This window comes from Pseudomonas sp. MWU12-3088, assembly GCF_023242405.1.
GTDB lineage: Bacteria > Pseudomonadota > Gammaproteobacteria > Pseudomonadales > Pseudomonadaceae > Aquipseudomonas > Aquipseudomonas kribbensis.
This window is the reverse complement of sequence record NZ_JALJEA010000006.1, coordinates 1-19774: the sequence shown is the minus strand read 5'-3', so window position 1 is coordinate 19774 and position 19774 is coordinate 1. Positions and strand designations below refer to the sequence as shown.

Below are 19774 nucleotides of genomic sequence, written 5' to 3'. Positions count from 1 at the left end.
GGTGTTCATCAGGGGGTAGGCGCGCAGCGCCGTGCGGCGAAGCCGCATACATCGAGAGGAGGTGCAGCGAAGCAAACCGTAGGCGATGCCCCCTGATGGACACCGTAGCGAGGGAACACTGAGCCTAAGCGAAGTGCCGTACGCCGGGGCCAAGACTTTTTGGTTACTTTTTTGGCGTTTGAAAAAAGTGACTCGCTGTAAGAGCGAAACCGCCAGCGGCAGCACCCGAAGCAACGGATATGCCCCCAAAACTCAAGCACAAAGAACCAAATCCCGGACAAACAAAAACGCCCGGCATTAAGCCGGGCGTCTTGTATTGACTTGATTAGCGAGCGCGGTAAGTAATACGCCCTTTGCTCAAGTCATAGGGCGTCAGCTCGACGCGCACTTTGTCACCGGTAAGAATACGAATGTAGTTCTTGCGCATCTTGCCGGAAATATGCGCGGTTACGACGTGCCCATTTTCCAACTCCACACGAAACATGGTGTTGGGCAGGGTGTCGACGACAGTGCCTTCCATTTCGAAGCTGTCTTCTTTCGACATGCAGTAAAGCCCTCGGTATCCAATGAATGGCCCGGTGCAACTGCGCCAGGCAAAAGCGGCGTGCATTGTGCCCGAAAAATGGGGTTTACGCCAAGGGGTTTAGGGCTTTCGATCAGTTCAGGATGACCCAGCGCTGATTAATCAGCAGTTCGATAGGCCGATATTGGGTCTTGTAGTTCATCTTTTTGCAGTTTTTGATCCAGTAGCCAAGGTACACGGCTTCAAGCCCAAGGCGTCCGGCTTCAGCGATTTGCCAGAGGATGGCGTAGCGTCCGAGGCTGCGGCGTTCTTCTTCCGGTTCGTAAAAGGTGTAGACCGCCGACAGGCCATTGGGTAGCAGATCGGTGACGGCGACGGCCAGCAACCGTCCGTCGAGCCGAAACTCGTAGAAGCGTGAGAAGGGCAGGTCGCGAACCAGAAAAGTCGAGAATTGATCACGGCTCGGCGGGTACATGTCGCCGTCGGCGTGGCGCTGTTCGATGTAGCGTTGATAAAGATCGAAATACTCTTCGCTGAAGGCCGGTTTGACCGGGCGCACCTGCAAGTCGGCGTTGCGTTTGAAAATGCGCTTTTGTTGGCGATTCGGGTTGAACTGCGCCACCGGAATGCGCGCAGGCACGCAGGCATTGCAATTCTGGCAATGCGGGCGGTACAGATGATCGCCGCTGCGACGAAAGCCCATTTCCGACAGGTCTGCGTAGACATGCACATCCATGGGCTGGCTCGGATCGAGAAACAGGGTCGTGGCCTGTTCCTCGGGCAGATAACTGCAGGAGTGAGGCTGAGTGGCATAAAACTTCAACCGCGCCAACTCGGTCATGATCAACCCTCAGGGGTAAGCTGGTGAATTAAGTGTAAGCCACGCACGCAAAAGTCGCTCAGCAAACCCAGGTGGCCAGGTTGGGTCGGTCGAGGTGGCGGGCCAGATACTCGGCAAAGGCGGGGCGGGAAATTGCCCGGGCGCCCAGACTGTGCAGATGATCGGTCGGCATCTGGCAGTCGATCAGCACGAAACCCGCGTCTTTCAGGTGCCGCACCAGCGTGGCGAAGCCGTACTTGGAGGCATTGTCGGCGCGGCTGAACATCGATTCACCGAAAAACAACTGCCCCATCGCCAGGCCATAGAGTCCGCCGACCAGTTCGCCTTGGTCCCAGACTTCAACCGAATGGGCGAAGCCCCGCTGGTGCAGTTCAATGTAGGCATCCTGCATGGCCTCGGTGATCCAGGTGCCATCGGCGTAATCCCGTGGCGCGGCGCAGGCGCGGATAACCGCTTCGAAGTCCCGATCGAAGGTCACTTGATAGCGTTGCTGGCGCAGCAGTTTGCCCAGGCTGCGCGAGACATGCAGTTCGTCGGGAAACAATACGGTGCGCGGATCCGGCGACCACCAGAGGATGGGCTGTCCTTCGGAGAACCACGGAAAGCAACCGTGGCGATAGGCCTGGATCAGGCGATCGGCGGACAGGTCACCGCCAGCCGCCAGCAATCCGTTGGGATCGCGCATGGCCTTTTCCAGTGGCGGGAAAGTCAGTGAATTGCGTTGTAACCAAGTCAGCATGGCGTCCAGGCTTGCAGAAGGGGAGGGCGGTGGGCGGCGGGGCCCGTTGCAAAGTGTGCCGTTAAATGGCGCGAATGTCCTCCCGAACCTGCGCGAAGTCGACGCTGCTGCAACTTGCCTTTCAGGATGCGGTCGTAGACGGGCGACGAGCTTGAGGGTGCATGCTTCGCTACGTTCATCAAATACACCTCATAAGCCTTTGTCACAAAAGACAATGCATGCTCAAATTGCGTCGCAGGTTTGGTCTGCTTGGCTATGCTTGAACATGGAGTTCGAAGCATGGCATCGAACGCGCAAACCCGTACAATGCCGGGCTGTTACAGAATATTCGCAGTGTGCCGTGTTTATAAAAGAGCGGGCGCAGTGTTAAAAGTAGTCTCAGTTGCGCCCGTCAATTTTTTACCTGCCTGGATTGGGCAGTTTTTTATCGTCATTCAATAGATGGACGCGCCGCTGGCGCAGGAAAAGAAGCGTTTTGAAGAAATCCACGGAAGCACCAAAAACAGTCGTTCCGCTTTGGCGCCAGCAATTGCACTACCGGCTCAAGGAAGGTGCATTGATCGCCATCGGCGCACTGTGCCTGTTCCTCATGATGGCCTTGCTGACCTACGGCAAGGACGATCCGGGCTGGAGCCACAACAGCAAGATCGACGACGTGCAGAATTTCGGCGGTCCGGCGGGCTCCTACAGCGCCGACATCCTGTTCATGGTGCTGGGTTACTTCGCGTACATCTTCCCGTTGCTGCTGGCGATCAAGGCATATCAGATCTTCCGTCAGCGTCACGAGCCATGGCAGTGGAGTGGCTGGCTGTTTTCCTGGCGTCTGATCGGCCTGGTGTTTCTGGTGCTGTCCGGCGCGGCGCTGGCGCACATTCATTTCCATGCGGCCACCGCATTGCCGGCCGGCGCAGGCGGGGCGCTGGGCGAAAGCCTCGGTGACCTGGCCCGCAACGCCCTGAACATTCAGGGCAGCACATTGCTGTTCATTGCCTTGTTCCTGTTCGGTCTGACCGTGTTCACCGACCTGTCGTGGTTCAAGGTGATGGATGTCACCGGCAAAATCACCCTCGACCTGTTCGAACTGTTCCAGGGCGCGATCAATCGCTGGTGGTCGGCGCGTACCGAGCGCAAGCAGCTGGTGGCGCAACTGCGTGAAGTCGATGACCGGGTGCACGACGTGGTCGCGCCGACCGTTACCGACAAGCGCGAGCAGGCCAAGGTCAAGGAACGCCTGATCGAGCGCGAGCAGGCCCTGAGCAAACACATGTCCGAGCGCGAGAAGCAGGTTCCGCCGGTCATCGCCCCGGCCCCGGTCAAGGCGCCGGAGCCGAGCAAGCGCGTGCAGAAAGAGAAGCAGGTGCCGTTGTTCGTCGACAGCGCCGTGGAAGGCACCTTGCCGCCGATTTCGATCCTCGATCCTGCGGAAAAGAAACAACTCAATTATTCGCCCGAATCCCTGGCAGCGGTCGGCCACTTGCTGGAGATCAAGCTCAAGGAGTTCGGCGTCGAAGTCACCGTGGACTCGATCCATCCGGGCCCGGTCATTACCCGTTACGAAATCCAGCCGGCTGCCGGTGTGAAGGTCAGCCGTATCGCCAACCTGGCGAAAGACCTTGCACGTTCGCTGGCCGTGACCAGTGTGCGGGTGGTCGAGGTGATTCCGGGCAAGACCACGGTCGGTATCGAGATCCCTAACGAAGACCGCCAGATCGTGCGCTTCTCCGAAGTGCTGTCGACCCCCGAGTACGACAACTTCAAGTCGCCGGTCACGCTGGCCCTGGGTCACGACATCGGCGGCAAACCGGTCATCACCGACCTGGCGAAGATGCCGCACCTGCTGGTGGCCGGTACCACCGGTTCCGGTAAGTCGGTGGGTGTGAACGCGATGATCCTGTCGATCCTGTTCAAGTCCGGCCCGGACGACGCCAAGCTGATCATGATCGACCCGAAAATGTTGGAGCTGTCGATCTACGAAGGCATTCCGCACCTGCTGTGCCCGGTCGTGACCGACATGAAGGACGCCGCCAACGCCCTGCGCTGGAGCGTTGCCGAGATGGAACGTCGCTACAAGCTGATGGCGAAGATGGGCGTGCGAAACCTGTCCGGCTTCAACGCCAAGGTCAAGGAAGCCCAGGACGCCGGCGAGCCGTTGAGCGATCCGCTGTACAAGCGCGAAAGCATCCACGACGAAGCGCCGCTGCTGCAGAAGCTGCCGACCATCGTCGTGGTCGTGGACGAATTCGCCGACATGATGATGATCGTCGGCAAGAAGGTTGAAGAACTGATCGCCCGTATCGCCCAGAAGGCGCGTGCGGCCGGTATCCACCTGATCCTCGCGACCCAGCGGCCGTCGGTGGACGTGATCACCGGTCTGATCAAGGCCAACATCCCGACGCGCATGGCGTTCCAGGTATCGAGCAAGATCGACTCCCGGACCATCATCGACCAGGGCGGTGCCGAACAACTGCTCGGCCACGGTGACATGCTCTACATGCCGCCGGGCACCAGCCTGCCGATCCGGGTTCACGGCGCCTTCGTATCCGACGATGAAGTGCATCGGGTGGTGGAAGCCTGGAAACTGCGCGGCGCGCCGGAATACAACGACGACATCCTCAACGGTGTCGAAGAGGCGGGCAGTGGTTTCGAAGGCAGCAGCGGCGGTGGTGACGGTGATGATCCGGAAGCCGACGCGCTGTACGACGAAGCCGTGCAGTTCGTGCTGGAAAGCCGTCGTGCCTCCATTTCCGCCGTACAGCGCAAGCTGAAGATCGGCTACAACCGTGCGGCGCGCATGATCGAAGCCATGGAAATGGCCGGCGTCGTGACGTCCATGAACACCAACGGTTCCCGCGAAGTCCTGGCCCCTGGCCCGGTGCGCGACTGATTCAAATGCAATGGACGGTGCATGAGGCGCCGTCCACTTTCCCACGCGTATTCAAGAGGACTCCCATGCGTCTTATCCGCATGCTGCTGCCGGTACTGGCTCTGACCACCCTCACGGCTCACGCCGATGACAAGGATGTGGCTCGCCTGACCCAATTGCTGGAAACATCCAAGACCCTGACGGCCAATTTCTCCCAGCTGACCCTCGACGGCAGCGGCACCCAGTTGCAGGAAACCACCGGCGACATGACCCTGCAGCGTCCGGGCCTGTTCTACTGGCACACCAATGCACCGGCCGAGCAGACCATGGTCTCCGACGGCAAGAAAGTCACCCTGTGGGACCCGGACCTGGAGCAGGCCACCATCAAGAAACTGGACGAGCGTCTTACCCAGACCCCGGCCCTGTTGCTGTCCGGTGACGTATCGAAGATCAGCCAGAGCTTCGACATCAGCGCGAAAGAGGCGGGCGGCGTGATCGACTTCACCCTGAAGCCGAAAACCAAGGACACCCTGTTCGACAGCCTGCGCCTGTCGTTCCGCAACGGTCTGGTCAATGACATGCAACTGATCGACAGCGTCGGCCAGCGCACCAACATCCTGTTCACCGGGGTGAAGGCCAACGAAGCGGTTCCGGCCTCGAAGTTCAAGTTCGACATCCCCAAGGGTGCCGATGTGATCCAGGAATAAACACAGAGGTTTCAACGCTACGTGATGGATCTGTTTCGCAGTGCACCGATTGCCCAGCCGCTGGCCGCCCGTTTGCGGGCGACCAATCTGGATGAGTACGTCGGTCAGGAACACGTGCTCGCTCGCGGCAAACCACTGCGCGAAGCGCTGGAGCAGGGTGCCCTGCATTCGATGATCTTCTGGGGGCCGCCGGGCGTGGGCAAGACCACCCTGGCGCGGCTGCTGGCGGAAGTCTCGGATGCGCACTTCGAAACGGTGTCGGCCGTGTTGGCCGGCGTAAAGGAGATCCGTCAGGCGGTGGAGATCGCCAAACAGCAGGCCGGCCAGTATGGAAAGCGCACGATCCTGTTTGTCGATGAAGTGCACCGCTTCAACAAGTCCCAGCAGGATGCGTTTCTGCCGTACGTTGAAGACGGCACGCTGATTTTCATCGGCGCCACCACCGAAAACCCGTCCTTCGAATTGAACAACGCATTGCTGTCGCGGGCGCGAGTCTATGTACTCAAGAGTCTCGACGAAGCGGCGTTGCGCAAACTGGTGCACCGCGCCCTCACCGAAGACCGTGGCCTGGGCAAGCGTCATCTGACCCTCAGCGATGAAGGCTTCCAGATGCTGCTGTCCGCCGCCGATGGCGATGGCCGACGTTTGCTCAACCTGCTGGAAAACGCCTCGGACCTGGCCGAAGACAACAGCGAGATGGGCACCGAGTTGCTGCAAAGCCTGCTCGGCGACACTCGCCGACGCTTCGACAAGGGCGGTGAGGCGTTCTATGACCAGATTTCTGCGCTGCACAAATCGGTACGTGGCTCGAACCCGGACGGCGCGCTGTACTGGTTTGCGCGAATGATCGACGGCGGCTGCGATCCGCTGTACCTGGCCCGCCGCGTGGTGCGCATGGCCAGCGAAGACATCGGCAACGCCGATCCCCGCGCGCTGAGCCTGTGCCTGGCCGCGTGGGAAGTGCAGGAGCGTCTCGGCAGCCCGGAAGGTGAGTTGGCAGTAGCTCAGGCCATCACCTATCTTGCCTGTGCGCCGAAAAGCAACGCTGTGTACATGGGCTTCAAGACCGCGCTGCGCGCCGCCGCCGAACACGGTTCGCTGGAAGTACCGCTGCATCTGCGCAACGCACCGACCAAACTGATGAAGCAATTGGGTTACGGCGACGAATACCGCTACGCCCATGACGAGCCGGACGCCTATGCCGCCGGCGAAGACTATTTCCCGGAAGAACTCGACCCGATTCCCTTCTACCAACCGGTGCCCCGCGGCCTGGAGTTGAAGATCGGCGAAAAGCTCAACCACCTCGCCCAACTCGATCGTTTAAGCCCCCGGCAGCGGAGAAAATAGTGGTTCCATTGATCGTTGCAGTCTCCGTCGGCGGGGTTGCCGGCACCTTGTTGCGCTTCGCCACCGGCAATTGGGTCAACGCCAATTGGCCGCGGCACTTCTATACCGCGACGCTGGCCGTTAATATCGTGGGCTGCCTGTTGATCGGCGTGTTGTACGGCCTGTTTTTGATACGCCCGGAGGTGCCCATCGAGGTGCGTGCCGGGTTGATGGTCGGCTTCCTCGGGGGGCTGACGACTTTTTCATCCTTTTCACTGGATACGGTGCGCCTGCTGGAAAGCGGGCAAGTGCCGCTGGCCCTGGGCTATGCGGCTATCAGCGTATTCGGCGGGCTGCTCGCGACGTGGGCCGGCCTGTCCCTGACCAAACTTTGATAACGAGAAACCGACATGCTCGATTCCAAACTGTTACGTAGCAACCTCCAGGACGTAGCGGACCGCCTGACTTCCCGTGGCTTTGCCCTGGATGTCGCGCGCATCGAAGCGCTGGAAGAACAGCGCAAGACCGTCCAGACCCGCACCGAAGCACTGCAGGCTGAGCGTAATGCGCGTTCCAAATCCATCGGTCAGGCCAAGCAGCGCGGCGAAGACATCGCGCCGCTGATGGCGGACGTCGAGCGCATGGCGGGCGAACTGAGCGCCGGTAAAGTCGAGCTGGACGCGATCCAGACCGAACTGGACTCGATCCTGCTGGGCATCCCGAACCTGCCACACGAATCGGTTCCGGTCGGCGAAGACGAAGACGGCAACGTCGAAGTCCGCCGCTGGGGCACCCCGACTGCCTTTGACTTCCCGGTTCAGGACCACGTGGCCCTGGGCGAGAAGTTCGGCTGGCTCGACTTCGAAACCGCCGCCAAGCTGTCCGGCGCGCGTTTCGCCCTGCTGCGCGGCCCGATTGCCCGTCTGCACCGCGCACTGGCGCAGTTCATGATCAACCTGCACGTCACCGAGCACGGCTACGAAGAGGCCTACACGCCTTATCTGGTTCAGGCTCCTGCGCTGCAAGGCACCGGTCAATTGCCGAAGTTCGAAGAAGACCTGTTCAAGATCGGTCGCGAAGGCGAAGCCGATCTGTACCTGATCCCGACCGCCGAAGTGTCGCTGACCAACATCGTGGCCGGCGAAATCGTCGATTCGAAACAGCTGCCGATCAAGTTCGTCGCCCACACCCCGTGCTTCCGCAGCGAAGCCGGTGCGTCGGGTCGTGACACTCGCGGCATGATCCGCCAGCACCAGTTCGACAAGGTTGAGATGGTGCAGATCGTCGAGCCCTCGAAGTCGATGGAAGCGCTGGAAGGCCTGACCGCCAACGCCGAGAAAGTCCTGCAACTGCTGGGTCTGCCTTACCGTACCCTGGCGCTGTGCACCGGCGACATGGGCTTCAGCGCGGTCAAGACTTACGACCTGGAAGTGTGGATCCCGAGCCAGGACAAATACCGCGAAATCTCGTCGTGCTCCAACTGCGGCGACTTCCAGGCCCGCCGCATGCAGGCGCGTTTCCGCAACCCGGAAACCGGCAAGCCTGAGCTGGTGCATACCCTGAACGGTTCCGGCCTCGCGGTCGGTCGTACCCTGGTGGCCGTGCTGGAAAACTACCAGCAGGCCGACGGTTCGATCCGCGTACCGGACGTGCTGAAGCCGTACATGGGTGGCCTCGAGGTCATCGGCTAAATGAAATATCTGCCGCTGTTTCACAACCTGCGCGGCAGTCGTGTGTTGGTTGTCGGTGGGGGGGAGATTGCCTTGCGCAAATCCCGCCTGCTGGCCGATGCCGGTGCGCTGCTGCGGGTGGTCGCACCTGAAATCGAAGCGCAACTGCGCGAACTGGTTGCCACCAGCGGTGGCGAATGCCTGTTGCGCGGTTACGCCGAGACGGATCTGGACGGTTGCGGGCTGATCATTGCCGCCACCGACGATGAGGCCTTGAACGCGCAAGTCTCCGCCGATGCGCATCGGCGTTGCGTGCCGGTCAATGTGGTGGATGCGCCAGCGCTGTGCAGCGTGATCTTCCCGGCGATCGTCGACCGCTCTCCACTGATTATTGCGGTGTCCAGCGGCGGCGATGCGCCGGTGCTGGCCCGGCTGATCCGCGCCAAGATCGAAACCTGGATTCCCTCGACCTTCGGTCATCTGGCCGGTCTGGCCGCGCGGTTTCGCGATCAGGTCAAAGGCCTGTTTCCCGATGTGCAGCAGCGTCGCGCGTTCTGGGAAGATGTATTTCAAGGGCCGATTGCCGACCGGCAACTGGCCGGGCAGGGCGCCGAAGCCGAGCGTCTGTTGCAGGCGAAAATCGATGGCGAAGCGACCGTGGCCACCGGCGAGGTGTATCTGGTCGGCGCAGGGCCGGGTGATCCGGATCTGCTGACCTTCCGCGCCTTGCGCCTGATGCAGCAAGCCGATGTGGTGCTGTATGACCGCCTGGTGGCTCCGGCGATTCTTGAGCTGTGCCGTCGTGATGCCGAGCGTGTCTACGTCGGCAAGCGTCGCGCCGATCACGCCGTGCCGCAGGATCAGATCAACCAGCAACTGGTGGATCTGGCCAAGGCCGGCAAGCGCGTGGTGCGGTTGAAGGGCGGAGATCCGTTCATCTTCGGCCGTGGCGGCGAAGAGATCGAGGAGCTGGCGGCTCACGGCATCCCGTTTCAGGTGGTGCCGGGCATCACCGCAGCCAGCGGTTGTGCGGCGTATGCCGGGATTCCGCTGACCCATCGCGATTACGCGCAGTCGGTACGTTTCGTCACCGGGCACCTGAAGGACGGTTCCACGGATCTGCCGTGGGCCGACCTCGTCGCGCCGGCGCAGACGCTGGTGTTCTACATGGGTCTGGTGGGGTTGCCGGTCATCTGCGAGCAATTGATCAAGCATGGTCGTGCGGCCGATACCCCGGCAGCGTTGATCCAGCAGGGCACCACGGTCAATCAGCGGGTTTTCACCGGCACCCTGGCCGATCTGCCGCGTCTGGTGGCGGAGCATGAAGTGCATGCGCCGACACTGGTGATCGTCGGCGAAGTGGTGCAACTGCGCGAGAAACTGGCGTGGTTCGAGGGCGCTCAGGGTCAGGTCTGACTCTGAAGGGATCGTTCCCACGCGGTGGGAACGATCCTGCTATCAACCTCTGCGCCAAACTCCTTTCCCGCCCAACCGGTTCCGGTCATGGGCAACAGTAAAGTCCTGCTCCGGCCCCTTCGGCACAAGCCCGGTCGGGTTGATGGTCTTGTGGCTGCCGTAGTAGTGGTTCTTGATGTGCTGGAAATCCACGGTCTCGGCAATGCCCGGCCACTGGTACATCTCACGCAGCCAGTTCGACAGATTCGGATAATCGCTGATCCGCCGCAGATTGCATTTGAAGTGCCCGTGATACACCGCGTCGAAACGAATCAGCGTGGTGAACAACCGCACGTCCGCCTCGGTCAGGTATTCGCCCGTGAGATAACGGTTGGCGCCCAGCACCTGTTCCAGATGATCGAGTTCAGCGAACACATCATCGAACGCCTCTTCATAGGCCTGCTGCGAGGTGGCAAACCCGGCGCGGTATACGCCGTTGTTCACGGCGGGGTAGATCCGCTCGTTCAGCGCATCGATCTCGCTGCGCAATGGCGCCGGATAGAAGTCCAGATCATTGCCGGTCAAGTCATCGAAGGCGCTGTTGAACATGCGGATGATTTCCGCCGATTCGTTGCTGACGATGCGCTTGAGTTTCTTGTCCCACAGCACCGGCACGGTGACGCGCCCGGTGTAGTCGGCGGTGTCAGCGGTATAGCGCTGGTGCATGAAGTCGAAATGGTCGAGTTTGTCGCCGGTCGAGCCGAGGTTCTGGTCGAAGGTCCAGCCGTTTTCCAGCATCAGCCAGCTGACGACTGAAACGTCGATCAGGCTTTCCAGGCCCTTGAGCTTACGCAGGATCAGCGTGCGATGGGCCCATGGACAGGCGAGGGAGACGTAAAGGTGATAACGCCCGGCTTCGGCGGCAAAACCGCCTTCACCGCTCGGGCCCGGCTCGCCGTTACGAGTGACCCAATTGCGGCGCTGCGCCTGTTCGCGCTGGAACGCGCCGTCCTTGCTGCTTTCGTACCACTTGTCCTGCCAGCGGCCGTCGACGAGTAAACCCATGATCAAGACTCCAGAAACCAATAATCGTTGGAGTGGAGTCTATTCCGATGAGTTCGAACAAAAAGCGCAAAGATCGGGCGTTAATGATCGGTTAAATCGATTTGTTTCGTGCAGCCCAGTATTGCTCGGCGGTTTCGAACGCCTGTTCCCGGCTTTGGCCAAGACCACGCAGCGCCAGTGCCATGGTCGAAATCAGCGCCATTTGCGGGTAGCTGTCGACCACTTCGCCGCGCCAGACAGCTTTCAAATGCTCGACATCCAGCGACGCCGGTTTAACGTGACGTTGCGCCGACAGCTGCGGCCATTCCTCGTCCCAGCTCTCGCCGCCAGTGGTGCCGTACAAGTGACTGTCGGCATCCGGGTTGATCTCGATTTCGCCGCCGTCGCCCTTGATCACGATCGCCGTATCGCCCAGCATGCCGCTGGCATCGCGATGCACCGCCTGGTAGCCGGGGTGGAAAATGCTCTGCAAGCCGCAACGTGCGCCCAACGGATTGAGAATCCGCGCCAGCGAGTGGATCGGCGAGCGCAGGCCGAGGGTGTTGCGCAGGTCGATCATCCGTTGCAGCTGCGGCGCCCAGTCCATCAGCGGCATGAACGCCAGGCCGCCGTTGTCCATCGCGGCTCCGACCTGTTGCCAGTTGCGGCACAGCGGGATGTTCAGCTCGCCCAGCAGTTGTTCGGAATACAAACGCCCGGCGGTGTGCGCGCCGCCGCCGTGCATGAAGATGCGCACGCCGTTCTGCGCCAGGCACTTGGCCGCCAGCAGATACCACGGCAGGTGACGCTTCTTGCCGGCATAGGTCGGCCAGTCCAGATCCACGTTCAGCGCCGGCGCCTGCAGGCGTTCGCGCAGGGCTTCGGTGAAACCGGCCATCTCTTCGGCGCTTTCTTCCTTGTGCCGCAGCAACATCAGGAAGGCGCCGAGCTGGGTTTCTTCGACGGCTTCGTCGAGCACCATGCCCATGGCTTCCCGGGCTTCCTCGCGGGTCAGGTCGCGGGCGCCGCGCTTGCCTTTGCCGAGGATGCGCACGAACTGGGCGAACGGATGCTCGGCGGGCGTTTCGAGGGTCAGCGCTGGATAGTCGGTCATAGGCAATTCGTCGGTTTGGGCAGGCCCGCCAGTTTCGCGGCGAGTTTGGCAGGGGTGCCTTTGAACAGTCGGTTCAGGTGCAGGCTGTTGCCTTTCTCCGCGCCGAGCTTGAGCGCGGTGTACTTGATCAGCGGCCGGGTGGCCGGTGACAGCTGGAATTCGGCATAGAAGCTGCGCAGCAGTTCGAGGACTTCCCAGTGTTCCGGGCTCAGTTCGATGTCTTCGGCAGCGGCGAGGGCGCTGGCGACTTCTGCCGACCAGTCGTTGAGGTCGACCAGGAAGCCGTCCTTGTCCAGTTCGATGGCGCGGGCGCCGACGGTCAGCGCATTCATAGCCAGGAATTGACCTTGTCGTGGTGGATCGACAGCTCGACGAAGGCCGGGTAATCGATAGCCTCGGCCCAGTCCGGAACCTGCACGGCGCGGGCTTGCGCATCTTCGGCCAGCACGAACAGTTTCACTCGGCGAGTTTCCAGCGCATTGAACGGCGCGGTGCCGGGTTGCAACGCATAAGCGGCATCACCGCACAGCAGCAGCGCGTCGGCAGTGCCGAGCAGACGCAGGCAACTGGACAGGCGTTCGTCGCCGAACGGGGAATGAGACAACACATGCAAAGTCGACATCAGAGGGTGATCACCTGGTCGTAACGGTCAATGAGGGCGGTGATTTGCTCGGCGGCCAAAGGCTGCGCCTCGTCCAGTGAACGATCGCCGAGGCCGCGGGCACTGGCGCTGTCGGCGCAGTAGAACAGCTCTTCGACGCCGAACATCGGCAGCGCTTGCAAGTTGGCGCTCAGGTCTTTCTGTTGCAGGGCCTTGGCGTTCTGCCCGGCAGCCAGTTGCAACACGCCGTCGTCAAGAAAAAGCAAACCGATTGGCAGATCGAAGGCGCCGCCGGCCAGCACGATGTCCAGCGCTTCACGGGCACCGGGGCCGGACCATGGCGATTGACGGCTGATGATCAAAAGGGATTTGGCCATGTCATGCGCCTCCGAAACAGATCAGACGGTCAGCGTCTTGCACCGCATCATGCAACTGGCCGAGGCCTGACAATTCCCACGGCGCGCTGACCGCCACGACATCACGCTGATAACGCCCGGCTTCCTCGGCATTCAGCACGCCACGACGCAGGGCGGCGGCGATGCACACCACGCCGTCGAGGTTTTGTTCGGCGATGAAGTTGCGCCATTGCTTGGGCAGGTCCAGTTCGTCCTGGGGCGTGACCACGGCGTCGGACGCGTTGTAGACCCCGTCCTGATAGAAAAACAGCCGGACAATTTCATGCCCGCCGGCCAGCGCAGCCTGCGCGAACAGCAAGGCGCGGCGCGAGGAGGGCGCATGGGCGGCGGAAAACAGTGCGATGGCGAACTTCATGACGGACTCGATCAGCAAAACTGCGGCCATGATAAAGCTTTCTCGGCGGGGCGGCGAAGTCGATGTTGCCGCAGAGGTCAGCGAGGCATGTAACCCAACTGCCAGCGCCGAGGGATTTTCAGTGAGACCAGGCCGATCAACGCAGCCAGCAAGCCGCTGGCGTACAGCGCTTTGAGCTCCAAGTGATGCTCCAGCACGGCACCTAGGATGGCGCCGATGAACATGCCGCTCCACGGCACCAGTTGCACGCGCCAGCCATTGCGTCGCTCGCCCATGATCCAGCGCCCCAGGCCGCGGCCGAACCGTGAAAGTGCACCGGTGACATAGGTCAGCCCGACCGCCAGACCGTTTACTTCCTCCACCGCAGCATTGAGCATGCCCATGGCGATGATTGCCGCCAGCAGTGCCGGGAGTTGCACATCGGACGGCCAGGCGGCGGCCCCGCAGAGCAGCGTCGCGATGCACAGCAGCAACGGCAGTGCGCGGCGCCCGCCCAAGCGACCGATCACCACACCGAGGGCGTTGCCCAGGATGAACGTGGCGACGAGGATCACCAGCCGTAGCGTCAGACTCACATCGCCATCACTGATCGCCACCGCCAGCCGTGTGGTGTTGCCGCTCATGAATGAAACGAAGTCGCCGCTGGCCATAAAGCCGATGGCATCGGTCATCCCCGCCAGCACCGAGAGCGCGGCCACCATTGCCAGCCCTATGCGACCGCGCCATTTTTGCGTGTGCAAGTGGCCGGGGCTGGCGCGGTGAGTCGAGGCGGTTGGCAGCATTGGCGCAGAGGTCCTTGCGTAGAGGTCAGGGTTCTATGCCATAAAGGTCGCAATATTCCAACCAGTCCATCCCGGCCATCTCCGCCACCTCGCGGTGCACTTCCAGGCGTTGCGCCTGATATTCCTCGGGAGTGGCCGCAGTCAGTTGCAGCGTCAGCTCCCAGGCGAACAGACCCTGGCTTTCGGCCTCGGCTTCAAAGGCTTCGTGCAGACGTTCCTCGCGGTACTGTGCCGGGGTTTCGCCCTTGGCCTGGGCCAGTAACGGATTGAGATGGTCGAGGGTTTCGCGCAGCTCGGGGCGTGCGTCGAGAAACAGTTTCAGGGCATGTTCATGTCGCTGGTCGGTAGGCGCCATGGGGGTTCCTTGTGGGGCTGATGACCTTAATGTGCCGCAGCTGTCGGCGGGTGTCGCGCTCTAAATGCAGTAAAGCAGAACGATTTTGCCCGTTGCGGTGATACAGTCCGCTTTTTTCCGAATGAGCGAATGCAATGCGAATGCTGATGGTGGCACTGGCGGCAACCCTGCTGGCCGGTTGCGCGGGTTCGGTGATGGAAGACGCCCGCACTCAAACTCCTTACAAGGTCCTGAATTCGGACAAACCTGAAAAAGTCGTGGCCGAATGTGTGCAGTTCGCCTGGCAGGACGAAGCGGTGTTCGGCGTGGATGCGGCGGCCTATCTGCAACCGGGCAAGAAGGGCGGCTCGACGGTCTATACCCGTTCGGCAGAGTCGTTCGTCGACTTGACCACTGATGCCTCCGGCACCGTGCTGAACTACTACGCGCAGAAGGACGACTTTGTCGCCAAGCGCCGGTTGGCGGCGTTGGCGACCTGTCTGTAAACCTGGCGATCCATGGGGCTCAGACGTCCAGACGTTTCTGGAAAAACATTCGTTTGTGCCCCGGCGGGTAATCCGCCAACTCGCCAAACTGGCTGTACCCCAACTTTTTGTAAAATTCAGGCGCCTGAAAATCGAAGGTGTCGAGCCAGGCCCCGATGCAACCCTTTTCACGCGCGAGGTCTTCGGCCATGCGCATCAGTTTCGAACCGATCCCCTGATGGCGACCTTGCTCCGGCACCGACAGCAGATCGACGAACAACCATTGGCAGACCAGCCGGCCATAGAGCCCACCCAAAATGGTGTCGTGTTCATCGCGTACCAGCAGCGTGAGCGGCTCCGATTTGGCAATCCCGGCCTGAGCGACGTTATAGGCGTGCAGCGGCGCCAGAATGGCCAGGCGTTCTTCTTCCGTGGATTCCAGCGACAGCTCGATCCGTAAACTCATGTGCAACATCCTTATGGCAGTGAACCGGCAGCCTATCGCGCCTCGGTCAATTGATCCATCCCGGCATCGAACAGTTGGAACCGTCGCTCCAGCGTTGGGGTCTAGCCCTTTGAAGGCGTTCATTCCGAATGCGTTTGCCTGGGAGAATCCATGAACATTTTCGAAGCCCTTCGCGAGAGCCACGATCGCCAGCGCGGCTATGCCAAGACCTTGATCAAGACCAGCGGCGACACCCCGGAACGCGTTGAAGCCTACAAGCAACTGAAGGCCGAGCTGCAAGCCCACGAGACAGCCGAAGAGCGCCACTTCTACATCCCGTTGATGGAGTTCGACAACGGCGTCGATCTCAGTCGCCACGCCATCGCCGAACACCATGAAATGGACGAAATGATGGAGGAGCTCGACGAGACCGAAATGTCCAGTCCAGCCTGGCTGGCCACGGCGAAAAAGCTCTCGGACAAAGTCCATCACCACTTGAAGGAAGAGGAGCAGAAGTTCTTCCAGATGGCCGGCAAGCTGCTCGACGACAAGCAGAAAGAACAGCTCGCCGGGCAGTATGAAAAGGAGTTCAAGGCGCAACTGCCCTGAAGGCTTGAATGCAGGTTTTTGTAATGACGCCGTGTAGGCTTTTTGCCATGCGTTGGGTGAGCGTCGTCGCAATGTACTGTATTTATATCCAGTATTTTCGGTGTTTTTCGGGTATTGCCCCGGCGGGCTGCGACAAAACCGCCGATGGACAAAAAATCCCCCTCCGTTAGCTTGAAGACCTCTCCCCGGAAAGGAGAGTTCTTAAATCAATGGAGTGAAAAACATGAATCAACCACAAGCTCAAACCCAACTGCGACACGGTCGCGTCATTTCCCCTGCAAGCCGCGGTGCGGTGGCCATCGAACAAGGATTGCTCGGTGGCTGGCAGGTCAACGAGATGGAAGGCGGCAAGAACTTCCCGGCACTGGTGGCCGGCCCGTTCCCGGCGCCTTTCGAGTCGGACAACCCGAGTGTCGTGCCTCCGGCCGACGGGCACATTCTCAGCGGCGGCAAGGACGACGCCCGTGATTGTGTGAACTTCACCGACGAGGAAATGAGCAAGAAGCTCGGTCGCCCGTTCACCTGGCCGCTGCTCAACGTCACCCCTGGCCAGACCCTCGAAGTGAAATGGGAATACACCGCGCCGCACACCACTCGCGGTTACCGCTGGCTGATCACCAAGGATGGCTGGGACCCGAAACAACGCATCACCCGTGCGCAACTGGAAGCAAAACCGTTCGCCGAGGACTTCTATCCGCAAGTGCCGTACTACAGTCATTCGGCGGAGCTGAAGGCCAAGGTCAATCACGCGGTGAAACTCCCGGCCAACAAGCAAGGTCGTCACGTCATCGTCCTGATGTGGATCGTCGCCAACACCGGCAACGCCTTCTATCAGGCCTTCGATGTGGACTTCAAATAAGTCCGCAACACCTACCTACACGTTCTGAAGGATTAGAACATGTCAAATATCGACTTCACGTTAATGCAAAACCAGGCGAGCGACGCGGCTTCGCTGATGCCGAGCATCGCCGGCAAGAAGATCCTCATGGGCTTCTGGCACAACTGGCCTGCGGGCCCGAGCGATGGCTATCAGCGCGGTCAGTTCGCCAATATCGCTCTGGAAAACGTACCCAAGGACTACAACGTGGTTGCGGTCGCGTTCATGAAGGGCAGCGGGATTCCGACCTTCAAGCCGTTCAACGTTTCCGATGCCGAGTTCCGCCGTCAGGTCGGCGTACTCAACAGTCAGGGACGGGCGGTGCTGATTTCCCTCGGCGGCGCCGATGCGCACATCGAATTGCGTGCCGGTCAGGAACAACCGCTGGCCAATGAAATCATCCGTCTGGTGGAGACCTACGGCTTCGACGGGCTGGACATCGATCTTGAGCAGAGCGCGATTGATTTCGCTGCCAACAAGACCGTGCTGCCGGCCGCCCTGAAACTGGTCAAGGATCACTACGCCGGCCAGGGCAAGCATTTCATCATCAGCATGGCGCCGGAGTTTCCATACCTGACCACCTCCGGCAAATACGTCGGCTACCTGCAGGCACTGGAAGGCTACTACGACTTCATCGCGCCGCAGTTCTACAACCAGGGCGGTGACGGTGTCTGGGTCCCCGAGGCCAATAACGGGAATGGGGCATGGATCGCGCAGAACAACGATGCGATGAAAGAGGACTTCCTCTATTACCTGACCGAAAGTCTGGTGACCGGCACTCGCGGGTTCACGAAGATCCCTGCGGACAAGTTCGTCATCGGCCTGCCTGCCAACGTTGACGCCGCTGCCACCGGTTACGTGATCGACAAGAATGCGGTCGGCAACGCAATGAAACGCCTGGCGGTCAAAGGGCATCCGATCAAGGGCCTGATGACCTGGTCGGTAAACTGGGACAACGGCACCAGCAAGGATCGTGTGCCGTACAACTGGGAGTTCAGCCGGCGTTATGGACCGCTGATCAATGGCGTGGCGGTAGCCACGCAGGTACCAGATGTCGCAATGGCCGACATGGCCCGTCAGCGGTAATCGAATGAAAAAGCCCGGTAGCGCTGCCGGGCTTTTCTTTTTAGTGTGGGTATTGTGTCATGCCGGTGATCTGTGGGTAGGGGCGATTGACTCAATCCACAGTTGGTAGTGTTTTTTTTGATCTTGTATGTCGTTCGTCAAATTTTTTTCTTCGTAGTCAAAAATATTAACGCTGTCTTCTCCGTCGGTCGGGCATCCTATCCTGACTTCGTAGGCGACAAGACCTGCTGACATTTGTGAGCTCATACGGGAGGGGTGGACGTTTATTTTGGCGCCTTTGCATAAAAACTGAGTTTTTGGGAAGCTCGCTCTAATTAGCCCGAAGCAAATATATAAGTCGGCGGCGGTATATGTGCTGGGTGTGCAATTTTTCATGATTAGGGTCAGGCTTTTTGTTTTTCGATCGATAACGATATTTGCTTTTTCTCGCTTTAGGTTCTTGACAATATCGATTGTTATGGTTTTCATAAGCGCAGAGTCTGAAAGTGTCTAGAGGAGGCGGTGCAGTTTTAAATTTTTCGTTGTTGGTTGGGATGGTTTTTTTGGGACTGCATCTGTTTTTTTTTGATTGGTTCTAGCAGGGAGAGGCTGCTTTCGAGGTTTATTCTCCAATTCTAGATTTTATCCAGTTTAGGTAGAAAGCTCGCTGCTCCTCAGGGTCGTTAGTCAATTGTTGGTCCTCATAATCAAAGATGAAAACCAAATCGGCAATGGATGGTTCCTTGCCTATTTCAAGCTCGTATGCTTTAAGCCCTAGAGACATTTGCGTGGACATGCTTGATGGGTGAATATTAATTTTTGCGCCTTTACAGAAAAAAGTTATATGGGGATTGGCTTTACGAAGTAGTCCGAAGCAATTGTAGAAATTTTTTCCGATATATATTTTAGGTGGCTTGTTTTCAAAGCTTGCGGTAATGGAAATTTCCTCGTTGTCGCAACGTAGTTCGACTTTTTTGATTTTGTTATTAATGCCGATAGATATTTCAAATTTTGAGATCATCTGTCTATCTTTCTGTGCGGATTTGGAATTGAGTAACCGAGTTCTCTGCCGTCGTCGATGATGATTGTAGCGCCTAAAATATCCTCGCTTTTTATTATTTTAGGGATCGCAATTTCCTGTTCTTTGCCAAATATGTAACGTGGGCCTAGCTCTTTTTTTAGATCGTAGCCAGGAACGTTTTTCAAAGTGTACAAGAAACCGGGTTTTGTGTAGTAACCGGTAGCGAAAGCCTTTGCTACATCTCGGGATGGCGATGTGCTAATAAAACCGCTGGGGGGATCGTCACTATCTATTGAGTGAAGCAGTAGATCGTTACTGTCTCCCTTACTTTTGAAGCCGTTTACAAAAATATCTGACGGATCTCTTTCGTCTCCACGATAAAGATAATTTTGTGTTCTATTCGGTGCGGGACTTTGAGGTTCACCTTCATCAACCTTCGCATCATCCGGCACCGAACATCCCGGCCTATTCGGCGGCGGACAATTGGAGTTCAACCCCAACGGATCCACCCACCCCGTCGGATTCGGCACGTACCGGTACTGATTCAACCCACCCGCCAACC

General features: G+C 59.4%; 23 protein-coding genes and 2 pseudogenes. 10 read left to right on the top strand and 15 right to left on the bottom strand.

Annotation, left to right across the window (positions count from 1 at the left end):
* Positions 1-325: 325 nt before the first annotated feature.
* The 3 genes from infA to aat all read right to left on the bottom strand — a co-directional run bounded on the left by infA (position 326) and on the right by aat (position 2103).
* Complete coding sequence (gene infA, locus M5B98_RS15630) at positions 326-544, bottom strand: translation initiation factor IF-1 (RefSeq protein WP_002553999.1); 219 nt, start codon at positions 542-544, stop codon at positions 326-328.
* A 112-nt stretch (positions 545-656) separates the two neighbouring features.
* A complete protein-coding gene (locus M5B98_RS15625) occupies positions 657-1364 on the bottom strand; it encodes an arginyltransferase (RefSeq protein ID WP_119427033.1) in 708 nt (235 codons plus the stop codon).
* A gap of 58 nt (positions 1365-1422) precedes the next feature.
* Positions 1423-2103 (bottom strand): leucyl/phenylalanyl-tRNA--protein transferase, encoded by a 681-nt coding sequence (aat, locus tag M5B98_RS15620; RefSeq protein WP_248743181.1) that lies wholly within the window; start codon positions 2101-2103, stop codon positions 1423-1425.
* 475 nt (positions 2104-2578) lie between these two features.
* On the opposite strand from aat, the gene M5B98_RS15615 reads away from it, so the two are divergent.
* From M5B98_RS15615 to cysG, 6 genes are all read left to right on the top strand, one after another.
* A complete protein-coding gene (locus tag M5B98_RS15615) occupies positions 2579-4987 on the top strand; it encodes a DNA translocase FtsK (protein ID WP_085712378.1) in 2409 nt (802 codons plus the stop codon).
* Between the two features lie 65 nt (positions 4988-5052).
* Entirely contained in the window at positions 5053-5673 is a 621-nt protein-coding gene (gene lolA, locus M5B98_RS15610; protein ID WP_007958184.1) for an outer membrane lipoprotein chaperone LolA, read from the top strand.
* 24 nt (positions 5674-5697) lie between these two features.
* Positions 5698-7020, top strand: a complete 1323-nt coding sequence (locus M5B98_RS15605) for a replication-associated recombination protein A (RefSeq protein ID WP_114884005.1) — start codon at positions 5698-5700, stop codon at positions 7018-7020.
* Positions 7020-7394, top strand: coding sequence for a fluoride efflux transporter CrcB (gene crcB / locus M5B98_RS15600; RefSeq protein ID WP_085712376.1), 375 nt, complete (start codon positions 7020-7022; stop codon positions 7392-7394). The genes M5B98_RS15605 and crcB overlap by 1 nt, the downstream gene beginning before the upstream one ends.
* 15 nt (positions 7395-7409) lie before the next feature.
* Positions 7410-8690: a serine--tRNA ligase gene (gene serS, locus M5B98_RS15595; RefSeq protein ID WP_248743180.1), complete on the top strand. Its 1281-nt coding sequence runs from the start codon at positions 7410-7412 to the stop codon at positions 8688-8690.
* Positions 8691-10085, top strand: a complete 1395-nt coding sequence (cysG, locus tag M5B98_RS15590; RefSeq protein WP_248743179.1) for a siroheme synthase CysG — start codon at positions 8691-8693, stop codon at positions 10083-10085. It abuts the gene before it with no gap.
* 42 nt (positions 10086-10127) lie between these two features.
* Here the strand turns inward: cysG and M5B98_RS15585 are convergent, their stop codons facing one another.
* The 8 genes from M5B98_RS15585 to M5B98_RS15550 form a co-directional block, all read right to left on the bottom strand.
* The gene (locus tag M5B98_RS15585; protein WP_248743178.1) at positions 10128-11129 is read right to left on the bottom strand and encodes a glutathione S-transferase family protein; all 1002 of its coding nucleotides are present in this window, start codon (positions 11127-11129) and stop codon (positions 10128-10130) included.
* A 91-nt stretch (positions 11130-11220) separates the two neighbouring features.
* Complete coding sequence (locus M5B98_RS15580; protein WP_248743177.1) at positions 11221-12222, bottom strand: glycosyl transferase family protein; 1002 nt, start codon at positions 12220-12222, stop codon at positions 11221-11223.
* A complete protein-coding gene (locus tag M5B98_RS15575; RefSeq protein WP_007958196.1) occupies positions 12219-12554 on the bottom strand; it encodes a TusE/DsrC/DsvC family sulfur relay protein in 336 nt (111 codons plus the stop codon). The genes M5B98_RS15580 and M5B98_RS15575 overlap by 4 nt, the downstream gene beginning before the upstream one ends.
* Entirely contained in the window at positions 12551-12844 is a 294-nt protein-coding gene (gene tusB / locus M5B98_RS15570; protein WP_248743176.1) for a sulfurtransferase complex subunit TusB, read from the bottom strand. Before tusB ends, M5B98_RS15575 begins: the two co-directional genes overlap by 4 nt.
* On the bottom strand, positions 12844-13200 hold the full coding sequence (tusC, locus tag M5B98_RS15565) for a sulfurtransferase complex subunit TusC (protein ID WP_007958208.1): 357 nt from the start codon (positions 13198-13200) through the stop codon (positions 12844-12846). The genes tusB and tusC overlap by 1 nt, the downstream gene beginning before the upstream one ends.
* 1 nt (position 13201) lies before the next feature.
* Positions 13202-13594 carry a sulfurtransferase complex subunit TusD gene (gene tusD / locus M5B98_RS15560; protein ID WP_248743380.1) on the bottom strand — a complete coding sequence of 131 codons (393 nt, stop codon included), beginning with the start codon at positions 13592-13594 and terminating at the stop codon, positions 13202-13204.
* 77 nt (positions 13595-13671) lie between these two features.
* Complete coding sequence (locus M5B98_RS15555; RefSeq protein ID WP_248743175.1) at positions 13672-14376, bottom strand: YoaK family protein; 705 nt, start codon at positions 14374-14376, stop codon at positions 13672-13674.
* A 25-nt stretch (positions 14377-14401) separates the two neighbouring features.
* On the bottom strand, positions 14402-14731 hold the full coding sequence (locus M5B98_RS15550; protein ID WP_085712368.1) for a DUF6388 family protein: 330 nt from the start codon (positions 14729-14731) through the stop codon (positions 14402-14404).
* Between the two features lie 134 nt (positions 14732-14865).
* On the opposite strand from M5B98_RS15550, the gene M5B98_RS15545 reads away from it, so the two are divergent.
* Positions 14866-15216 carry a hypothetical protein gene (locus M5B98_RS15545; protein ID WP_085712367.1) on the top strand — a complete coding sequence of 117 codons (351 nt, stop codon included), beginning with the start codon at positions 14866-14868 and terminating at the stop codon, positions 15214-15216.
* A 19-nt stretch (positions 15217-15235) separates the two neighbouring features.
* Here M5B98_RS15545 and M5B98_RS15540 read toward each other — a convergent pair whose 3' ends face one another.
* Positions 15236-15661 (bottom strand): GNAT family N-acetyltransferase, encoded by a 426-nt coding sequence (locus tag M5B98_RS15540; RefSeq protein ID WP_248743174.1) that lies wholly within the window; start codon positions 15659-15661, stop codon positions 15236-15238.
* Between the two features lie 150 nt (positions 15662-15811).
* Between M5B98_RS15540 and M5B98_RS15535 the strand changes: the two genes are divergently transcribed.
* The 3 genes and pseudogenes from M5B98_RS15535 to M5B98_RS15525 all read left to right on the top strand — a co-directional run.
* Positions 15812-16249, top strand: coding sequence for a hemerythrin domain-containing protein (locus M5B98_RS15535; protein ID WP_085712365.1), 438 nt, complete (start codon positions 15812-15814; stop codon positions 16247-16249).
* 223 nt (positions 16250-16472) lie between these two features.
* Positions 16473-17108 (top strand): lytic polysaccharide monooxygenase auxiliary activity family 9 protein, encoded by a 636-nt coding sequence (locus M5B98_RS15530; protein WP_248743173.1) that lies wholly within the window; start codon positions 16473-16475, stop codon positions 17106-17108.
* Between the two features lie 39 nt (positions 17109-17147).
* Positions 17148-18149 (top strand): annotated as a pseudogene (locus M5B98_RS15525) (chitinase); the annotation flags it as partial.
* A gap of 120 nt (positions 18150-18269) precedes the next feature.
* Here M5B98_RS15525 and M5B98_RS15520 read toward each other — a convergent pair.
* The 3 genes and pseudogenes from M5B98_RS15520 to M5B98_RS15510 all read right to left on the bottom strand — a co-directional run.
* Complete coding sequence (locus M5B98_RS15520) at positions 18270-18680, bottom strand: hypothetical protein (protein ID WP_248743172.1); 411 nt, start codon at positions 18678-18680, stop codon at positions 18270-18272.
* A 133-nt stretch (positions 18681-18813) separates the two neighbouring features.
* Entirely contained in the window at positions 18814-19212 is a 399-nt protein-coding gene (locus M5B98_RS15515; protein ID WP_248743171.1) for a hypothetical protein, read from the bottom strand.
* Positions 19209-19774, bottom strand: a pseudogene (locus tag M5B98_RS15510) (type IV secretion protein Rhs); the annotation flags it as partial. The pseudogene M5B98_RS15510 and the gene M5B98_RS15515, both read right to left, overlap by 4 nt.